This window comes from Pacificispira sp. HM-600 (assembly GCF_977993705.1).
In genome coordinates this window covers 974,626-994,230 of the sequence record NZ_OZ388079.1, presented here as the reverse complement: position 1 = coordinate 994,230, position 19,605 = coordinate 974,626, and the positions used below count along the sequence as shown (strand labels likewise).

17 protein-coding genes are annotated in these 19,605 nt (G+C 66.7%); 12 read left to right on the top strand and 5 right to left on the bottom strand.

Annotation, left to right across the window (positions count from 1 at the left end; genetic code table 11):
* Positions 1–31 precede the first annotated feature (31 nt).
* From ACXZ1E_RS04615 to ACXZ1E_RS04590, 6 genes are all read left to right on the top strand, one after another.
* On the top strand, positions 32–2,596 hold the full coding sequence (locus tag ACXZ1E_RS04615; RefSeq protein ID WP_458042245.1) for an ATP-dependent Clp protease ATP-binding subunit: 2,565 nt from the start codon (positions 32–34) through the stop codon (positions 2,594–2,596).
* A 170-nt stretch (positions 2,597–2,766) separates the two neighbouring features.
* Complete coding sequence (locus tag ACXZ1E_RS04610) at positions 2,767–4,179, top strand: DUF222 domain-containing protein (RefSeq protein ID WP_458042244.1); 1,413 nt, start codon at positions 2,767–2,769, stop codon at positions 4,177–4,179.
* Positions 4,180–4,411: 232 nt separating this feature from the next.
* Positions 4,412–5,029 carry a GyrI-like domain-containing protein gene (locus tag ACXZ1E_RS04605; protein ID WP_458042243.1) on the top strand — a complete coding sequence of 206 codons (618 nt, stop codon included), beginning with the start codon at positions 4,412–4,414 and terminating at the stop codon, positions 5,027–5,029.
* A gap of 45 nt (positions 5,030–5,074) precedes the next feature.
* Positions 5,075–5,695, top strand: a complete 621-nt coding sequence (locus tag ACXZ1E_RS04600) for a DoxX family protein (RefSeq protein WP_458352053.1) — start codon at positions 5,075–5,077, stop codon at positions 5,693–5,695.
* Positions 5,610–6,578, top strand: a complete 969-nt coding sequence (locus ACXZ1E_RS04595) for a cupin domain-containing protein (RefSeq protein WP_458352091.1) — start codon at positions 5,610–5,612, stop codon at positions 6,576–6,578. Before ACXZ1E_RS04600 ends, ACXZ1E_RS04595 begins: the two co-directional genes overlap by 86 nt.
* A 71-nt stretch (positions 6,579–6,649) precedes the next feature.
* Positions 6,650–7,672 carry a 1-aminocyclopropane-1-carboxylate deaminase gene (locus tag ACXZ1E_RS04590; protein ID WP_458042241.1) on the top strand — a complete coding sequence of 341 codons (1,023 nt, stop codon included), beginning with the start codon at positions 6,650–6,652 and terminating at the stop codon, positions 7,670–7,672.
* A 44-nt stretch (positions 7,673–7,716) separates the two neighbouring features.
* Here the strand turns inward: ACXZ1E_RS04590 and ACXZ1E_RS04585 are convergent, their stop codons facing one another.
* Together ACXZ1E_RS04585 and ACXZ1E_RS04580 are read right to left on the bottom strand one after the other, a co-directional pair.
* Complete coding sequence (locus ACXZ1E_RS04585; protein WP_458042240.1) at positions 7,717–8,376, bottom strand: response regulator; 660 nt, start codon at positions 8,374–8,376, stop codon at positions 7,717–7,719.
* Positions 8,373–10,025 (bottom strand): ATP-binding protein, encoded by a 1,653-nt coding sequence (locus tag ACXZ1E_RS04580; RefSeq protein WP_458042239.1) that lies wholly within the window; start codon positions 10,023–10,025, stop codon positions 8,373–8,375. The genes ACXZ1E_RS04585 and ACXZ1E_RS04580 overlap by 4 nt, the downstream gene beginning before the upstream one ends.
* Positions 10,026–10,193: 168 nt before the next feature.
* Between ACXZ1E_RS04580 and ACXZ1E_RS04575 the strand changes: the two genes are divergently transcribed.
* Together ACXZ1E_RS04575 and ACXZ1E_RS04570 are read left to right on the top strand one after the other, a co-directional pair.
* The gene (locus tag ACXZ1E_RS04575; RefSeq protein WP_458352052.1) at positions 10,194–11,768 is read left to right on the top strand and encodes a CitMHS family transporter; all 1,575 of its coding nucleotides are present in this window, start codon (positions 10,194–10,196) and stop codon (positions 11,766–11,768) included.
* Between the two features lie 55 nt (positions 11,769–11,823).
* Positions 11,824–12,237 carry a DoxX family protein gene (locus tag ACXZ1E_RS04570; protein ID WP_458042238.1) on the top strand — a complete coding sequence of 138 codons (414 nt, stop codon included), beginning with the start codon at positions 11,824–11,826 and terminating at the stop codon, positions 12,235–12,237.
* A gap of 75 nt (positions 12,238–12,312) precedes the next feature.
* Here ACXZ1E_RS04570 and ACXZ1E_RS04565 read toward each other — a convergent pair whose 3' ends face one another.
* From ACXZ1E_RS04565 to ACXZ1E_RS04555, 3 genes are read right to left on the bottom strand one after another with little or no spacing between them, the layout of a single operon-like run.
* Positions 12,313–13,200, bottom strand: coding sequence for an NYN domain-containing protein (locus ACXZ1E_RS04565; RefSeq protein WP_458042237.1), 888 nt, complete (start codon positions 13,198–13,200; stop codon positions 12,313–12,315).
* A 2-nt stretch (positions 13,201–13,202) separates the two neighbouring features.
* On the bottom strand, positions 13,203–14,186 hold the full coding sequence (locus ACXZ1E_RS04560) for a Gfo/Idh/MocA family protein (protein ID WP_458042236.1): 984 nt from the start codon (positions 14,184–14,186) through the stop codon (positions 13,203–13,205).
* Between the two features lie 9 nt (positions 14,187–14,195).
* On the bottom strand, positions 14,196–14,729 hold the full coding sequence (locus tag ACXZ1E_RS04555) for a hypothetical protein (protein ID WP_458042235.1): 534 nt from the start codon (positions 14,727–14,729) through the stop codon (positions 14,196–14,198).
* A 70-nt stretch (positions 14,730–14,799) separates the two neighbouring features.
* On the opposite strand from ACXZ1E_RS04555, the gene ACXZ1E_RS04550 reads away from it, so the two are divergent.
* From ACXZ1E_RS04550 to mmsA, 4 genes are all read left to right on the top strand, one after another.
* Complete coding sequence (locus tag ACXZ1E_RS04550; protein WP_458352051.1) at positions 14,800–15,897, top strand: LacI family DNA-binding transcriptional regulator; 1,098 nt, start codon at positions 14,800–14,802, stop codon at positions 15,895–15,897.
* Positions 15,898–16,071: 174 nt separating this feature from the next.
* Positions 16,072–16,785: an L-ribulose-5-phosphate 4-epimerase gene (locus ACXZ1E_RS04545; protein ID WP_458042233.1), complete on the top strand. Its 714-nt coding sequence runs from the start codon at positions 16,072–16,074 to the stop codon at positions 16,783–16,785.
* A gap of 89 nt (positions 16,786–16,874) precedes the next feature.
* Positions 16,875–17,996: a multiple monosaccharide ABC transporter substrate-binding protein gene (chvE, locus tag ACXZ1E_RS04540; protein ID WP_458042232.1), complete on the top strand. Its 1,122-nt coding sequence runs from the start codon at positions 16,875–16,877 to the stop codon at positions 17,994–17,996.
* Positions 17,997–18,066: 70 nt separating this feature from the next.
* A complete protein-coding gene (mmsA, locus tag ACXZ1E_RS04535) occupies positions 18,067–19,596 on the top strand; it encodes a multiple monosaccharide ABC transporter ATP-binding protein (RefSeq protein WP_458042231.1) in 1,530 nt (509 codons plus the stop codon).
* Positions 19,597–19,605: the final 9 nt, after the last annotated feature.

The window sequence follows — 19,605 nt, the reverse complement described above, 5'->3', positions numbered from 1 at the left end:
TGCTCAAGACTCATGTTGATCAGGAGGCCTCGTGCCCAACGATGTCACACCCCCGAATGGCGACGGCTTCGACAGCGGTGCCGGTGCATTCGACGAATTCCTCTCTCGCTACATGGCGGGGGAGCGCGCTCGCGCGGAGCGGTCGATCGACCTCGCGCGCTTCTTGAGCGCGCGCACGCAGGACATCCTGCAGCGCGCGGGACGGTACGCGCTCGAGCGCGGCCAGCGCGAGCTCGACGCTCTGCACATTCTTCGCGTGATCGTGGACGAGTCCCCGGCTCGCGAGGCCGTGGAGCGTGTCGGCGCGAGTGCGTCGGCGATCGTGCGCGCGGCCGAGGGGCGCCTGCCCGCCGCGGGCAGTCCCGCCTCGGTCGACAGTGCCGTCATCACGTCGTCCGTCCAGCGCTCGCTCTTCCACGCCTTCCAGGTGGCGCGGTCATCCGGATCCACCTACGTCGATCCGGAGCACCTCTTCTTCGCGCTCGTTCTGGCTCAGGATGCCCCCGCCGGGCAGGTCCTCGCCGAAGCCGGCGTCACCGCAGAGGCCCTCACGCAGGGGGCACGCGAGACCGTCGGCCCGATGGGCGAGACGCGTCCCGAGCAGACCGAGCACGAGAGTCAGTCCCCGATGCTGGACAAGTTCGGAACGGACCTTACCGACCGCGCCCGCGCGGGACAGCTCGACCCCGTGATCGGTCGTGCCGACGAGATCGAGCAGACCATCGAGATCCTCAGCCGTCGCACCAAGAACAACCCGGTGCTGGTCGGCGAGGCGGGCGTCGGCAAGACCGCGATCGTTGAGGGCCTGGCCCAGGCGATCGTCGACGGCGGGGTTCCCGAGCAGTTGCGCGAGAAGCGCGTCATCTCGCTCGACCTGCCCGCCATGCTCTCGGGTACACGCTACCGCGGTGACTTCGAGGAACGACTGACGCAGACGATGGACGAGATCTCGGCCCGCAAGGGCGAAGTGATCGTCTTCATCGACGAGGTGCACACGGTGGTCGGTGCCGGTGGCGGCGGCGAGGGTGCAATGGACGCGGGCAACATCTTGAAGCCCCGCCTCGCACGCGGGGACCTGCACCTGGTCGGCGCGACCACGCTCAAGGAGTACCGGACGATCGAGAAGGATCCCGCGCTCGAGCGCCGGTTCCAGCCCGTTCGGGTCGGTGAGCCCTCGATCGAGGACTCGGTGCTGATCCTGCGCGGCCTCCGCCAGGCATATGCCGAGCACCACGCCGTCGAATACACCGACGACGCGCTGCGCGCAGCGGTCGAGCTCAGCGACCGGTACCTGACCGAGCGCGTGCTACCCGACAAGGCGATCGACCTGATCGACCAGGCCGGGGCGAGGCTCCGCCTGCGGCTCGGTGTGAAGGTCGACGTGAGCGCCCTCATCGAGCGACTCGCACAGCTCGAGGCGGACAAGAACGCGGCAGTCTCGGCCGAGCACTACGAGGAGGCGTCCCGCGTTCGCGACGCGATCGCCGAGGTGCAGCAGCGCATCGACGAGGCCACATCGGGCTCGAAGGCGGGTGCGAGCACCGACGCCGTCGTGGACGAAGCGCAGATCGCCGCGGTGATCAGTCGGGCCACCGGCATCCCCGTGAACCGTCTGACCGAAACCGAGCGCGAGCGGCTCGCCGAGCTGGAGGGCGAACTGCATGGCCGTGTGATCGGGCAGGATGGCGCGGTCGGGGCCGTCGCGAAGGCCGTGCGACGCAACCGCACGGGAATGGGTGATGCGCACCGGCCGATCGGTTCGTTCCTGTTCCTCGGCCCGACGGGAGTCGGCAAGACCGAGCTCGCGAAGGCGCTCGCGTCGTCCATCTTCGACGACGAGTCTGCTGTCATCCGCTTCGACATGAGCGAGTTCGGCGAGCGTCACACGGTCTCGCGTCTGGTCGGTGCCCCTCCGGGGTACGTCGGCTACGACGAGGCCGGTCAGCTGACCGAGCGCGTGCGCCGGAACCCCTACGCGGTGGTGCTGTTCGATGAGATCGAGAAGGCGCATCCGGATGTCTTCAATCTGCTGCTGCAGGTGCTCGACGACGGGCGCCTGACCGATGGTCAGGGGCGCACGATCGATTTCCGCAACACGGTGATCGTGATGACCTCGAACATCGGCTCCGAGTTCCTCGCGTCGCGGTCGGGCGCCATCGGTTTCATCGCCGACGGCGGTGGATCGACCGGGTTTGGGAGTGAAAAGGACCTGCGCGACCGGGTGATGGGCAAGCTGCGTGAGGCCATGCGTCCGGAGTTCTTGAACCGGATTGATGAGATCGTGCTGTTCCGCAAGCTCGAGAAGGCTCAGCTGCGCAAGATCGTGAGCCTGATGCTGGGTGCTACCCAGGGGCGCCTCGCCGCGCGCGAGGTGTCGTTCGAGGTGTCGGACGCCGCGATCGATTGGCTCGCCGAGCACGGCTACGAGCCTGAGTACGGCGCACGGCCGCTGCGCCGCCTGATTCAGCGCGAGGTGGACGACCGCATCGCGGACCTGTTCGTCTCAGGCGAGTTGAGCGATGGGGGGGCTGTGCGTGTGGATGCCTCGGGCGGCGAACTCGCGGTGACGAGCCTCGTCCTCGCCCAGGCGGCATAAGGCGCCTTGATGGGGCTCGCGGCTTGGGCAGCGAGCCCATCTTGCTCGTTGAGTGAGCGAAGCGAGTCGAAACGCGCCCTCCACAACCGACCCCAAAAATGAGAAGTATTTCATCTCTGACCGGGCGAAAACCCCCGCTCAATGTCGGTGGCCCTCGGCAGAATTGAGGTATGAACAACCTCGTCGACACCCTGCGTGAACTGGTCGCGCACGTCGGCGAGGTCGTCGATCGGGTGCACCGCGATGGGCTCGTGGCGGCGGCATCCGATGCCGATCAGGCCGTCGCGCTGGAGTTGTTGGGCCGGCTCGGACGCCGGGTCGATGGGCTGACGATCGAGGCCGTTTCGGAGGTCGCGGCGCGGTCCGAGTCGGTGGTGCGGGAGGAGCGGCTGACGTCGCGACTCGGATGCCGCAGCGTCAACGAACTCGTCCAGCGGGCGACTCGGCTTGGACCGCAGACTGTCGGGCGGTTGGAGCGTGCGGCGCGGGCTGTGCGGCGGGGGCGTTCGGTGTTCTCGGGCGAGCTCGAACCCGCCGCTCTTCCCTCGATGCGCGAGGCCCTTTTGGATGGCGAGGTCGGGCTCGATGGAGTTCTCGCCGTGGCCGAGCCGCTCTCGTCGCTGGTGTCAGGGGTGTCACGCGAGGCACTGTTGGTTGCCGATCAGGTGCTCGCCGCCGAGGCACGCGGTGAGGGGCCCGACGGTGCCCCGCCGCTCTGCGCCGACCTCCTCAAGGTGCAGGCTCGGGTCTGGGCGGTCGTGCTCGACCAAGACGGCGCCGAGCCTCGCGAGCGTCAGGCGCTGCTGAAGCGCGCGCTCACGCTGGGTCCGACTCGCGACGGACTCGTCCCGATCCAGGGCCGGTTGTTGCCCGAGGTAGCTGCGCAGTTGCAGCGCATCTTCGACGCATCCCTCTCACCGAAAGTCGCTGGCGACGGAGTGCGGTTTGTGGAACGGGATGCCTCGGACCCAGCGGCGATTCATGATGACCGCCGCCGACCCCAGCAGCAGCACGACGCGCTCGCCGGTGCACTCGCGGCCGCGGCCGTCAGTGGAGAGCTGCCGACGATCGGTGGCGCCGCCCCCACCCTCGTGATCTCGGTGCGCGAAGAGGATCTCGCCTCGGGTCGCGGCTGGGCCCACACCGAGGGCACCGACGAGCCCCTCTCGCTCACCGCGGCCCGGCACATCGGCTGCGCGGGCGTCGTGCAACGCGTGACCCTCGGTGGCAACGGCCGCATCCTGCGCCTCGGCACGGAAGAGCGCGTGTTCAACCGGTACCAGCGCCGCGCGATCGCGCTCCGCGACGGCGGATGCATCATCCCCGGATGCGGCGTCCCCGCCGGATGGTGCGAAATCCACCACGTCACGGGCCATGCCGAAGGCGGACCGACTCACACCGACAACGGAGTACTCCTCTGTTGGTATCACCACAGATTCATCGACCGAAACGGCTGGTCGATCCGCATGAGTCGAGGCGTTCCCGAAGTCCGCGCACCCTCCTGGATCGACGCCCGGATGCTGTGGCGCCCGGCCACCCGCTCCCCCACCCGCCTACGCGACCGGGTCGTCCGACAGACATGAAGAGAGCCCCGTGGCTGCACGAAGAACATCGTCTGCCGACGCTCGCGAGCGCGTCTGTCGGATGGAACACGGGGAGTGCTGACCCGTGCAAGCGTCTCGCGTACCGTCGCGCACGTCCTGCTCGCATTGCTCCTGGTCGCCGCTGGAGTCTCGCAATACGAACCGCCGACGCGCGGCGTATTCGGGGTCGATTCTGGCTACTCTTCTTCGAGAATGAAGGGTTTCCCCCCAGATGAAGGTCGACCTGAAGAAGCAGATCCCGACATACGCGGCGCCTCACGGCCGCTTCGAGATCGTGGCCGTGCCACCGATGCGGTACCTGGTAATCGACGGCGCCGGGGACCCCAACACCTCTCAGGCGTACGCGGACGCCCTGGCGACCCTGTATCCCGTCGCGTACGCCCTCAAGTTCCTCAGCAAACGCGAACTCGACCGCGACTACGTCGTGATGCCGCTCGAGGCGCTGTGGTGGGCCGACGACATGGCCGCCTTCACCGCGGCACGCGACAAGGGCCGCTGGCAGTGGACCGCGATGATCCTGGTGCCCGAGTGGATCGACGACGCTCAGGTGGACTTCGCATCACAGACGGTGCGGGTGAAAGGCATCGCACCGGCGCTCGCGGCACTGCGGGTCGACATGCTCGACGAGGGGCTCTGCGTGCAGACGCTTCACATCGGCCCTTACGACGAAGAAGGGCCGGTCCTCGAGGCGATGCACGCCGCATTCATTCCGGAGCAGGGGATGCGGATGACCGGACGCCACCACGAGATCTACCTCAGCGATCCGCGCCGCGCCGCGCCTGAGAAGCTCCGAACGATCCTCCGTCAGCCCGTCGAGCGGGTGCCCTGAGATCGCGGGGTGCTTCGGCGGCTGTCGTCGTGGAACACTGAGCTTGTGGCGGAACGCGCATCGAGGAACCCGGCCGAGGTCGCACGCACGATCGGGCGACTGTTGCTCGCCGCCATGCTGGTCGGCGCCGGGCTGTCCCACCTCTCGCGGGGCCGGCGTGGGTATCGCATCGTTGTGCCCGAGTGGACGACCCGGATGCTGCGGCTCGACACCGATGCGATCATCATCGCGTCGGGGGTCGTCGAGCTCATGCTCGGCGCCGCGCTCGTCGTCTTGCCGCGAGAGCGTCGCCGCGTCGGGGCGGCCATTGCGGCATTCTTCATCGCCGTGTTCCCGGGCAACGTCCACCAATGGCAGACGGGTCGACCGGCGCCGCTGATGCGCACGGATCGTGCCCGATTCATCCGGCTGTTGCTGCAGCCCGTGCTCGTCGTGTGGGCACTGTGGAGTACCGCCCTTCCGTTTTCGTCGTCGTCCCCCCCCGATTCCCGAAAGGACGCAGATGAGCATGCGCCCCTCCTCCCGGCACGTCCGTTCGCTTCTCACGGCCGACGCCCAGCACGACAGCGATCTCGGCGGCATCCGTCGCCTCACCGTCGACAACTTCCCGATTCTGCGGCGACTCTCGATCAAGCGGTTGGTGCTCGCACCCGGCAGCATCCGTGAACCGCACTGGCATGCCAACGCGGACGAGCTCGGCTACTGCCTCTCGGGTTCCGTCCTGGTGTCGATCGTCGAGAACGGCGGCGTCTTCTCGTCGTTCATGATCGACGCAGGACAGATGTTCACGATCCCGTCTGGTGCGCTGCACCACATTGAGAACATCGGCGACTCCGAGGCCGAGGTCATTGTCGCTTTCTCGAATGAGTCGCCCGAGGATTTCTCCCTGCACGCAGCATTCGGGCAGATGTCCGATGCGGTTCTGGGCAACACCTTCGGCCTGGCATCGAGCGCCTTCGCCCCCGTGTCACGAGACACGACGTCGCGCGATATCGTGCGCCGCGAGGGACCGCCGATCATCCCCGACACCGCCGGCTACGGCAACCCGCACAAGCTCGATCTGGGCGCGCAGGAGCCGCCCCTCAAGCATCCGTTCGGCGCTGTGAAGCTCGCCCGCACTCAGTACTGGCCCGCCCTCACGAGCATGTCCATGTATTCGCTCACGATCCGCGATGACGGGATGCGGGAACCGCACTGGCACCCCGGAACTGCAGAGATGGGCTACGTGCACCGGGGACGCGCTCGCATGTCGATCCTCGACCCCGACGGCACGGTCGACAGCTATGTGCTGCAGCCCGGTGACTGCTACTTCGTGCCGCCCGCCTATCCGCACCAGATCGAGGTGATCGGGGACGACGACATCCACTTCCTGATCTTCTTCGATCAGCCAACGCCGGGAGACGTCGGGTACCGCGAGTCGGTTTCCGCGTTCTCTCGCCCCGTGCTCGCCGCGACCCTCGGCGTGGCGATCGACGACTTGCCGGCATTCCCGTTCACGCCGGTTGATCCGCTGTTGGTCGAGCGGATCAACCCGACCGACCCCGTCTAAACGTGAGCGCGCGGCGCCGTCATTCGTCCTGTGATGTGTAATATGTTGCATTCCCGGATCTTTGGAGAGACATGCCGCTCAGCGATTTCCCGCGCCACTCGCTCACGTTCGGGCCGAGCCCCGTTCACCCGCTCAACCGGCTGAGCGACCACCTCGGTGGTGCGCGCGTGTGGGCCAAGCGCGAGGATGTCTCGAGCGGGCTCGCCTATGGCGGCAACAAGGTGCGCAAGCTCGAGTACCTCGTCCCCGACGCCATCGCCCACGGCGCCGACACGCTGGTCTCGATCGGCGGGGTGCAGTCGAATCACACGCGCCAGGTCGCCGCGGTCGCCGCGCACCTGGGCATGAAAGCCGTGCTCGTGCAGGAGAACTGGGTCGACTGGCCCGACTCCGTGAACGATCGCGTCGGCAACATCATGCTTTCGCGCCTCATGGGCGCCGATGTGCGGTTGGATGCCTCGGGCTTCGGCATCGGATTCAAGGACTCGTGGAAGCAGGCGATCGCGGATGTCGAGGCATCCGGCGGCACGCCGTATCCGATCCCCGCGGGGGCCTCGGATCACCCGCTCGGCGGGCTGGGATTCGCCAACTGGGCACACGAGGTCGCAGCGCAAGAGGCCGAGCTCGGCGTCTTCTTCGACACGATCGTGGTGTGCAGTGTGACCGGTTCGACGCACGCGGGCATGATCGCCGGGTTTGCCGATCTGCAGCAGAACTTCGGCGGGCGCGAACGCCGAGTGATCGGTATCGACGCGTCCGCGAAGATCGATGAGACGCGCGATCAGGTTGCCCGAATCGCGCGGCGGACGGCCAACATGATCGGCGTTGGCCGCGACCTGCGTGATGACGAGATCACCGTGCTCGAAGGTTGGGCCGGCGACTACTACGGGATCCCGGTCGAGTCGACCGACGAGGCCATGCGCCTCACCGGCAGCCTCGAGGGCGTCATCATCGACCCCGTTTACGAGGGCAAGTCGATGGCGGGGCTCATCGACCTGGTGTCGTCGGGCGATATTCCGCGTGACTCGACGGTGCTCTACGCGCACCTCGGCGGGCAGCCCGCGCTCAACGCCTACAGCGGTCGCTACCACTGACGCCTGGCGGCGGGTCACCTCGACAGGCTCAGTGACCGTGGTGGCTATGAGGCGCGCATGACCGCGTACCGGTGCTCAGGGCGGCCCGTCGATCCGTAGCGCAGGCGAACTTCGACCACGCCCCGACCCGCGAGCGTCGCGAGGTGGCGTTGCGCGGTGGCACGCGAGACACCGATCCGCTCGGCGACCTCGGCGGCGGATGCTTCGCCGTCACCGAGCCCGTCGATGATCAGCTGCTCGGTCGCCGAACGAGATGTCGAAGCCGCGTCGGTTGCGGTGTGCAGAATGTCGAGGGCGCGGTCGATCTGCTCCTGCTCGAGCGGGCGCTCGCCCGCCAGCAGGTTGCGAAAGCGCGCGTAGCGGTCGAGGCGATCGGCGAGCACGCGGGTATCGAAGGGCTTGACGAGATAACGCAGGACTCCCACCTGTACGGCACGGCGGACGGTCGCGGCATCCGTCGCCGCCGAGAGCATGAAGGCGTCGATCGCGCTCTCGTGCACCAGGTCGGCGCCGTGCCCGTCCGGGAGGTAGGCATCGACGAGCAGCAGGTCCGGTCGCTGCGCGCGAATGGCCGCGCGTGCGGCCGCAAGCGAGTGCACCGGATCGAGCGCGACGAAACCTGGCCGCGCCGCCACGATGTCGCGGTGCAGTCCCGCGACGCGAAAGTCATCGTCCACCACCAGGACGCGGATGCTGTCGCTCATTCGTCTCTCTCCGTTCCACTCGTTCGCAGAACGCCGGGGAGTCGGGCTCCCACGACCGCTCCCTGTGCGCCTGTTGCGCTGCCGCCCGGCTCGATCACCCACACGTCGCCCCCGCGGCGTCGAGCCAGTTCGCGTGACAGTGGCAGACCGAAGCCATGGCCGTGCACGTCGTCCGACGTGGACGCGGGAGCGCCCACATCCTGCCGCCGCGAGAAGGGATCCGTGGCGGGGTCGATACCCTCGCCCGAGTCGGCGACCGAGAGCACCAGCGCGTCGTCATCGCCGAACAGCCCGATCTCGACCCATCGCGGGGCGTCGTCGGCAGTGTGGGCGGCCGCGACGACGGCGTTGTCGATGAGGTTGCCGAGCACCGCCGCCACATCCTCGACCGCCGCAACCTCGCCCAGAACCAGAGACTCGTCAGACACCCGCAACTCGACGCCGCGCTCCCGGGCGGCAAGGGCTTTCGCCCCGATCAGCGAAACGAGGAACGGATCGGGCACCCGGTCGATCCCCGCAACCGCGAAGTCGATGGGTCCGCGATCCAGAAGCTCGGCGAGGAACGCCCGCGCGTCAGGGACGCGGTCTGCGTCGAGCAATCCCGCGGCGACATGCATTCGATTCGCGAACTCGTGGCGTTGTACGCGCAGCGCATCCGTCATCGCACGCACGGTCTGCAGGCGCTCGGCAAGCGCCTCTACGTCTGTGCGGTCACGCACGATGACGATGTCGCCGAGCGTGCGCGCCCCATGAATGACGGGCTTGAGATCGATGTAGAGCACCCGGTCGCCTCGAACGATGCCGCGTCGGGCATCGCCCGAGCGCACCGCGTCGGTCAGGTCGGGGTCGAGCCCGAGGTCGTCGAGCGCGCGTCCGACCGCGTCGGTCACCCCCAACAGTCGCGCCGCGGTGCTATTGCACACGCGCACAATGCCCGAGTGATCGAGCGCGAGCACGCCGTCGCCGACGCCGTCCAGAACGGCGGCCTGATTCTGCACCAGACCGACCAACTCTTCGGGCTGAAGGCCGAGTGTGAGTCGCTCCCAGCGGCGGCGCAGCAGCAGGCTGGCGAGCGTGGCGAGACCGAGAGCCGCCGCCGCGGCCACGCCGATGCCGCCGAGGACAGTGGGCAGATCATCGAAGACGCTTGCCCGCTCGAAGCCCACGCTGACCTCGCCGACCGGTTTCGTCCCATCCGCCTGGCGCACGGGTACCTTCGCGCGCGCGGACTCGCCGAGTGTCCCGGCCTCCCACGTCACCACCTCGCGCCCCGCTAGTGCCTCTGCGTAGCTCGTGCTCACCTCTTCGCCGAGACGTTCCGGATCGGGGTGAGCCAGGCGGATGCCGTGATCGTCGGTGATCACGACGAACAGCGCGCCCGTGCGGTCTGCAACATCTACCGCGAGTTGCTGCAGCGTCCCATCACGGAGGGGAGCGGCATCCGGGGTCCCCGCGTCCGCCGAGTACTGGGTTACGAGCGCGCGCACGTCCGGATCCTGGGCGAGCGTCCGGGCGATGGACAGAGCGGATGCCTCGGCCTCGGCCCGCAGCTGCCCCACGGCGAGGACGGCGAAGAGTGCGGAGCACATCCCCACGACGGTCACCACCGTAGCGAGCTGAAGGAGCAGCATCCGCGTGGCGAATCGCATGGCACCACCCCTCTCGCAACGTGTTCAGCAAAATGCGCAGAAGTCACGTTACGCGCATAACGTGCGCCAATGCGAGATACCCCACCCTCGGCCACGTTCCTCCCTACGCTCACAGGGTCCCCACGGTCGGGGCTCGTTTGAGACATAAGCGATGACGAAGGAGTCACGATGCTCGCAACAACACTGGGTCTCTCTACAACCCAGGGTCTGTCGAGAACACCGCGTCGGGTGCCGTTCGAGGCGGCCGAAGGCTATGACCTCGCATTCGTGCCCCCGGAGGGCGTGCTCGTCGTGCTGGGGTTCCTCATGATCCTGACGTTCATGGCGCTGATCATGACGAGACGCCTCACGCCGATGGTCGCGTTGATCCTGGTGCCGACGATCTTCGGGCTGTTTGCGGGCGCCGGCCTCGGCCTCGGCGACATGATCATCGACGCCATCAGCACCATGGCACCGACCGCGGCGCTGCTGATGTTCGCGATCATGTTCTTCGGCATCATGATCGACGTCGGCCTCTTCGACCCCCTCATCCGCCTGATCACGCGGCTGCTCGGCGACGACCCCGCCAAGGTCGTGCTCGGAACGGCGCTCCTCGCCGGCGCGGTTTCGCTCGATGGTGACGGCTCGACGACCTTCATCATCACGACCTCGGCCATGCTGCCGATCTACCTTCGCCTCGGCATGAGCCCCGTCGTCTTGACATGCGTGGCAGGGCTCGTCAACGGAACGCTCAACATCGTGCCGTGGGGTGGTCCCACCGTCCGCGCGGCCACCGCGCTGGGGATCGAGCCGACAGCCATCTTCGTCCCCATGCTTCCGTCGCTGGCCGCCGGCCTCGTCGTCAGCTTCCTGTTCGCCTGGATGCTGGGGCTCGGTGAGCGCAAGCGCCTCGGCAGCCTCGAATACTCGGGCGCCGCGTCGCGCGGTGCGGCCGGAGGACCGCTGACAGCACCGAAGATCTTCCGTGGCGCCGATCGCGTGCCTGGTGCCCGCGCCTCGCTCGCGACGGGAAACATCGTCACGGTCGTGGGCGGTCGCGCAGGCGTGGCCGCCGCGGACCTGGTCGACGCCGCCGACACCGCGATGGCGGACACGATGCTCGACCCCAACCGGGCGACGCTCCGCCCCAAGCTGATCTGGTTCAACCTCGCGCTGACCCTGGCTGTCATGGTGCTGCTCGTGCTCGACATCTTCCCGCTGCCCTACGTCTTCATGGTGGGTGCAGCCGTCGCGCTCGTACTGAACTTCCCGAAACTCAAGACCCAGGCCGACGAGATCGTCGCGCACGCCCCGAGCATCGTCGGCGTCGTGTCGATGGTTCTCGCCGCCGGTGTGCTCGTCGGTGTGCTCAACGGCACGGGTATGGTTGCCGCGATGGCAGGCTGGATCACCACGGCCATCCCATCCTCGATGGGACCGTTCCTTGCGGTCATCACCGGGATCCTGTCGATTCCGTTGACGTTCTTCATGTCAAACGATGCGTTCTACTACGGAATCCTCCCGATTCTCGCCGAGAGCGCGAGCGCGTTCGGCATCACGCCGGTCGAGATAGCGCGCGCCTCGATCATTGGTCAGCCGGTGCACCTGCAGAGTCCGCTTGTGCCGGCCATCCTGCTGCTCGTCTCGCTCGCGAGCGTCAACCTCGGCGATCACCACAAGAAGGTGCTGTGGCGGGCCACCGTCGTGTCCCTCGTGATGCTACTCGTCGGCGTGCTGGTGGGATCGATTCCCTTCGCGGCATAGAAGATCGGGCGGTCATGCGATGGCGTGGCCGCCCGACTCGGTGTTGACTGGCCGCATGATCTCAGCCGTGCCCCGCTCGTCTCCCGTCCGCACCATCGCCCGATGGGCACTCGGGGGAGCGCTCGCCTTCGCCGGAATCTCGCACCTGTTCTGGGCCCGCAAAGAGTTCCAGGCTCAGGTGCCCGACTGGACCACCGAACTCACCCCGCTCGATGAGGACGCCGTGGTCGTCGCATCCGGCGCCGTTGAGATCATGCTGGGTGCCGCGCTCATCGCGCTGCCGAAGGAGCGCTCCCGAATCGGGTTGCTGCTTGCGGCGTTCTTCGTCGCCGTCTTCCCGGGCAACATCGAGCAGTACACGAAGAAGCGCGACGGTTTCGGGCTCGACACCGACCGCAAGCGGTTGGTGCGACTGTTCTTTCAGCCCGTGCTCGTGGCATGGGCGTACTGGTCTACGCGGACGCGCTGAGGTCGCTTCGACGGGCTCAGCGACCGGGGCGACGGTCCCTGAGCTTGTCGAAGGGCCCGAGACGCCCGAGCGTCGCTAGCGCTTGTCGGGAACCAGGCGCACGAGGCGGATGTTGTCGGTCTCGTTCATCTCGACGATCGTGGGATGCGCCTTGATGAAGTCCGAGAACGATTTGAAACCGAGGCCCTTCTCGCTGAATGACGGATCCATGCGCTTGATCAGGTTCTTGATGATCGAGCTGTGTATCCAGTCCGCATCCGTGCGCTCGTGTTCGAGGCGGAGCGCGCGCTCGAGCAAGTCGCCCGCGGGATCTTTGGGGGGAGCGCTCGTGCTGCGGCGCCGCTGACGCACGGGTGCCTCGGACGTCACGGCATCCGCCTTCTGCTGAGTCGGGGGAGTCGGGAGTGACACCCCGGGAAGCGCGTCGTATGCGTCGAACTGGTCGCAGGCCGCCGCAAGCGATTTCGCGGTCGATCCGGCGACGCCGACGCCGACGACGAACCGGCCGAGCCGCTTGCAGCGTTGCGCGAGCGGAACGTAGTCGGAGTCACCCGCGACGATCACGACGTGGGTGAGATCGGGGAGGCGGAACATGTCTTCTACCGCGTCGACCGCGAGCCGGATGTCGGCGCCGTTCTTCGCATATGCCGCGGCGGGGAAGAGCTGCACGAGGTCGACCGCGCGCGCTACGAGCTGGCTGCGGTACACCGCGTTGACGGGCGACGACCAGTCCGCGTAGGCGCGGGTGAGAACGAGGGTTCCGAAGGATGCGGCGTAGTCGATGATCGCGCCGACGTCGATGACGGCCTGGCTCAGGCGTTCGGCGATCTCAGGGTCGGCCGGGTTCTCGGCAATGCGCTGCCGGTCGCGCCCGTACGAGTTGCGTCCGTGAACGCGGTCGTACCAGGAGATGACGATGTTGTCGAAGTCCAGGTAGACCGCGACGCGGCCGCCTTCCGCCATGTTCACGCCTCGCTCGGGTAGACGAGGCCGATCTGGCCGCGGATCTGGTCGAGGGTCGCCATGATGTCCACCGTCTCGTCGATTGTGAGGAGGTCGCCGCTGAGGTTGCCTTCGGCGACGAGCCGTTCTGCCGCGAGTGCCTGGTACTGCATCCCCCGCCCCTGCACGTGAGAGACGTAGTGTTCACGCACGGTGCCATCGGGAGCGCTGAGGCGGAACGACGTGGCGTTGTACCAGGTGTGGTCGATGTCGATCCGGCCCGCAGTGCCGATGATGTGTGCGGTATTCGGGCCGGCCGCGCGCGAGGACGAGATGGTGGTCGAGATCGCTCCGGATGCATGGGTGAGGATCGTCGCGATCTCGGTGTCGGCGCCGGTCTCGCTCTTCCGGGCCGCCGCGAGGATCGTTTCGGGGCGGCCCAAGATGTCCCACGTGAACGAAACGGGATAGATCCCGAGGTCGAGCAGCGCGCCGCCGCCGAGTTCGAGCGCGTTCAGACGGTGACCGGGGTCATCGGAGATCTGCTGCGTGTGATCGGCGAAGACCGCCCGCACCTCACCGATCGCATCGTCGGCTATCAGCTCGCGGATCCGCACCATGTGCGGCAGGTAGCGGGTCCACATGGCCTCGAGCACGAGCACGCCGCGCGCGGCTGCGGCATCACGAACGGCGGCCGCTTCGGTTGCATTGAGCGTGAACGGCTTCTCGACCAGAACGTGCTTGCCGGCCGCGATGACCGCGAGGGCATTCTCGGCGTGGGCGGGGTGCGGAGTCGCGACGTAAATGATGTCGACATCCGGGTCGGCGAGCAACGCTTCGTACGACCCGTGGGCGTGCGGGATGCCGAACTCTTCGGCGAACGCCCGCGCCGAGACATCCGATCGCGATCCGACCGCCACCACCTCGCGTCCCGCCGCGTACAGATCGCTCGTGAACATGCGGGCGATCATGCCCGTCGCAAGAATTCCCCATCGCAGACCGGTCATGCCCCGAGCCTACCTGCGAGGCGGCGCGAGACGTGGGGGTTCCTGCGAGACACCGCAGAGGAAGGCGACCAACCGTGTCGAGGTGTCTTCCATGGCGGGGCCTTTTCCGAACTCCCAGCCATCGTCGGTGGAGCGAAGGGTGTGTCCCCGGACGACGGCACGGATGTCGAAGCTTCCGGATGTCGCGAGGTACAGCGCGACCGCTCCGGAGGTACGGGGCGCGAGGGTGATGGGTAGGCCGGTGTCGCGGCTCAGGGTGAGTGCGGCCGTGACCGTGCGCGACAGATCGCGGATGCGCCGTTTGCCCCCCGCGGCGATCGCGTCGGCAACCGCCGCGAGGTCGTCGCCACCGGCGGCGCCCAGGCGGGAGACGCTCAGAAACGCTCGCGCGAGCGGTTCCCGATCGCGCTCTCCGCGACGGGACAGCAGCACGTCTGCTGCGCGCACGACGTCGGCTTCCGCGGAACGCCAGTCGCCCGTGACCCCGGATTCGTCCTGCCGGTGACGGTTGCTCAACGGCAGTTCGTGGAACATATCGGACATCCGCACAGCCTAGGTGCGAAGCACTCCGTCGGGCAGGGCGCGAACGCGTGTGACAGTCAGTTTTTGTCACATGCGGCGAGTTGATGGCCATAATGGGGATGGGCAACGATGTGACCGTGCACACGGGCCAGGTACGAAGGAGCGCCGACCCATGAGCGAGGTGGGGAGGGGGAGACCCCCTAGCATTCGCGATGTCGCGCGCCTCGCGGGCGTCTCGCACCAGACGGTCTCGCGCGTGCTGAACGATCACCCGAGCGTGCGGCCCGAGACGCGTGAGCGCATCGTCGAGATCATGCAGGAGTTGCAGTATCGGCCCAATCGTGCGGCCCGGGCCCTGGCGACGAGCCGTTCGCAGACGATCGGCATCCTGTCTGCTTCCAGCACGCAGTACGGTCCGGCGTCGGGGATAGCCGCTATCGAGGCGGCGGCTCGCGAACGGGGTTACTGGGTCAGCACCGCCAACATCGACGCGGCCGATCCGGAGTCCATTGGCGCCGGTTTGGCGCACCTCGTCGCTCAGTCGGTCGAGGGGCTCGTCGTGATCGCGCCACAGGTGCGGGTCTTCAAGGTTCTCGCCGACTACGAGATCGACGTGCCGTATGTGACGCTGCAGTCCGCCGGTCTGGACGCCGAACACGCCCTCTCGGTCGACCAGATCGCCGGCGCCCGCATGGCGACGAGGCACCTCATCGAGCACGGACATCGCTCGATCTATCACCTCGCGGGTCCGCAGGACTGGATCGAGGCAGAGGCGCGCATGCGGGGTTTTCTGGAAGAGATGGGCGCCCAAGACATTCCGACGACCGCCCCGATTCTGGGGGACTGGACCGCGGAGTTCGGCTACTTCGCGGGCCGTGAGTTGCTGCGCGTGCGGGATTTCACGGCGATCTTCACCTCGAACGACCAGATGGCGCTGGGCTTCATTCATGCGATCCGCGACGAGGGGTTGGATGTGCCGCGCGATGTGAGTGTTGTCGGTTTCGACGATATTCCCGAGGCGGCACACTTCTGGCCACCGCTCACCACGGTGCGCCAGGACTTCACCGAACTCGGGCGCCGGTGCGTTGCTCAGCTGCTGGGGACACTCGACGAAGCGGCCGCCGAGGTCGCCCACACGCTGACGCCCGAGCTCATTGTGCGCGGTTCCACGGGTCGTCCCGCGTTCTGAGTCGCCGTTACACATCCGAGACCATGTCGACTTGACAGGGGTGGCTCCCTCCGGACTAACATGACGCGATGTGAACGGTCACATGACCGGTCACATGGGCGGCTCCACATGAGGCAATCACGTGGGACATCGCAGCAACATCAGGTCCCCGTCCGGGGCACAAAGGAGTGAGCCGTGAGCATCTACGGACCCAAGGTCGAGGTCGCGATTGCGCGTACCCGCGACGACGTGGCCCGCCTGCATGCGGAGTTGGTGCGTTATGGCCTGGTGGTGTGGACGGGTGGGAATGTGTCGGGCCGGGTGCCGGGTGCTGAGTTGTTCGTGATCAAGCCCAGCGGTGTGTCGTACGACGATCTCGCTCCGGAGAACATGATCCTGTGCGACCTGGACGGGAATGTGATTCCGGGGACGCTGGGTAGTGACCGGTCTCCGTCGAGTGATACGGCGGCGCATGCGTATGTGTATCGGAACATGCCCGATGTCGGGGGTGTGGTGCACACGCATTCCACTTACGCGGTGGCGTGGGCGGCGCGGGGGGAAGAGATCCCCTGTGTGATCACGGGGATGGCAGATGAGTTCGGGGGGCCGATTCCGGTGGGTCCGTTCGCGGTGATCGGGGATGATTCGATCGGCCGCGGCATCGTCGAGACCTTGACGGGGCATCGGTCGCGTGCGGTGTTGATGCAGAATCATGGGCCGTTCACGATCGGGGTGTCGGCGAAGGATGCGGTGAAGTCCGCGGTGATGTGTGAAGACGCGGCTCGCACGGTCCACATCGCCCGGGAGGCGGGACCGTTGATCCCGATCCCGCAGGACAGGATCGACGCCCTCTACGGCCGCTACCAGAACATCTACGGACAACCGACCGACGCGCGACGCGCCGGCTGACGCACCAAAAGCTTCCCGTGGCAGCGACCGCGGGCGGATCCATAACTGAATATCACCAAGACGAAGAAGTCCCACGAGAGGAACTCACAGTGAAAGCCAAGAAGATTCTTGTCGCAGCAGTCGCCGCAGGCGCCCTGCTGCTCACGTCCTGCGCCGGCACCAGCGGCGGAACCGGCGGAGAAGGCGAGGGCGACGGCGGCCTGATCGGCGTCGCGATGCCCACCAAGAGCTCCGAGCGCTGGATCCAGGACGGCGACGCCGTCAAGGCGGCTCTGGAAGACCAGGGCTACACCGTCGACCTGCAGTACGCAGAGGACGACATCCCCACCCAGGTCTCGCAGATCGAGAACATGATCACCAAGGGCGCCGAGGCGCTCATCATCGCCTCGATCGATGGCACGACGCTCTCGCAGGTGCTGCAGGATGCGGCCGACGCCGAAATCCCCGTCATCGCCTACGATCGCCTGATCCGCGACTCGGAGAACGTCGACTACTACGCGTCGTTCGACAACTTCACGGTCGGCCAGCAGCAGGCGTGGTCGGTCCTGAACGGACTCGGTCTGACCGAGCTCGACGGAACGCCGATCGACGGCGCGCCCGAGGGTCCGTTCAACATCGAACTGTTCGCCGGTTCGCTCGACGACAACAACGCGTTCTTCTTCTTCGACGGCGCCATGGACGTGCTCCAGCCGCTGATCGACGATGGCACGCTCGTCGTCAAGTCGGGACAGACCGAAATCGAGCAGGTTGCCACGCTGCGCTGGGACGGCGAGACCGCCCAGAGCCGCATGGAGGACATCCTCACGGCGAACTACTCCGACGGCACCACGGTCGACGCCGTGCTCTCGCCGTACGACGGCATCTCGCGCGGCATCATCTCGGCTCTCACCGACGCCGGCTACTCGGTCGGCGAAGACTGGCCGATCATCTCGGGCCAGGATGCCGAGCTCGACTCGGTCAAGGCCATCGTCACCGGCGAGCAGTACGCCACCATCTTCAAGGACACCCGCGAGCTCGCGCAGGTTGCTGTGGACATGGCTGTTGCCCTGCTCAACGGTGAAGAGCCCGAGACGAACAACACCACGGACTACGACAACGGTGTGAAGATCGTTCCGTCGTTCTTGCTCGACCCGGTGATCGTCGTCAAGGACAACATCACCCAGACGCTGGTTGACACCGGTTACTGGACCGAAGAAGAAATCAACGGCTAAACCCGTCGTCATCCGGCCGGGCGGATACTTCCGCCCGGCCGGATGCGCGGTCTCCTGAGGAGGAGAACACATGACGCAGCCCATTCTCGAGATGCGCAGCATCACGAAGACGTTTCCGGGAGTGAAGGCCCTCTCCCAGGTCACGCTTTCGGTTGAGCGCGGCGAGGTGCACGCGATCTGCGGCGAGAACGGCGCAGGCAAGTCCACGCTCATGAAGGTCCTGTCGGGCGTCTACCCGCACGGCACGTACGACGGTGACATCGTCTTCGAAGGTGAGGTCGTCTCGTTCCGTGGTCTCGGCGACAGCGAGGCTAAGGGCATCGTCATCATCCACCAAGAGCTGGCCCTCAGCCCGCATCTGTCGATCGCCGAGAACATCTTCCTCAACAACGAGGTGCGTGGCCCGCTCGGTCTGATCGACTGGAACAAGACCAACTTCGAGGCTTCCAAGCTGCTCGCCCGGGTGGGGCTGCGCGAGAACCCCACCACCCCGATCAAGAACATCGGCGTCGGCAAGCAGCAGCTGGTAGAGATCGCGAAGGCGCTCTCTAAGCGCGTGAAGCTTCTGATCCTCGACGAGCCCACGGCCGCGCTGAACGACGAAGACTCGGCGCACCTGCTCGATCTGATCCTGCACCTGAAAGGTCAGGGGATCACGTCGATCATCATCAGTCACAAGCTCAACGAGATCAAGAAGATCGCCGACTCGGTCACGGTCATCCGCGATGGCAAGACGATCGAGACGATCCGCAAGGACGACGTCACGGAAGACCGCATCATCCGCGACATGGTCGGTCGCGACCTCGAACACCGCTACCCCGACCACACCCCCGACATCGGCGAAGAACTGCTGCGCGTCGAGGACTGGACCGCGTACCACCCGCAGGATTCGACCCGCCGTGTCGTCGACAACGTCTCGATCAACGTCAAGGCGGGCGAGATCGTCGGCATCGCCGGCCTCATGGGCGCCGGGCGCACCGAGTTCGCGATGAGCCTGTTCGGCCGCAGCTACGGCTCGAAGATCAGCGGTCGCGTCTTCCTGCGCGGCAAGGAGATCAAGACCCGGACGGTGTCCGAGGCGATCGCGAACGGCTTGGCGTATGCCACGGAAGATCGCAAGACCTACGGTCTGAACCTGATCGAAGACATCAAGCGCAACGTCTCGATGGCGGCGCTGAAGAAGCTCGAGACGGCGGGACTCGTCAACGACAACGAGGAATTCAAGGTCGCCAACGAGTACCGCACGAGCATGAACATCAAGGCTCCGAGCGTGCTGGTCAAGACCGGGAAGCTTTCGGGTGGCAACCAGCAGAAGGTCGTTCTGTCGAAGTGGATCTACTCTGACCCCGAAGTCCTGATCCTCGACGAACCCACCCGCGGGATCGACGTCGGCGCCAAGTACGAGATCTACTCGATCATCAACAGGCTCGCGGCATCCGGCAAGGGAATCATCGTGATCTCGTCCGAGCTGCCCGAGCTGCTGGGAATCTCGGACCGCGTCTATGCCATTTCGGAGGGGCGCATCACCGGTGAGCTGCCGGTGGAGCAAGCAACCCCCGAAGCAGTCCTCAAGCTCATGACCATGGAGAAGCCGCGCTGAGGCGCGGTC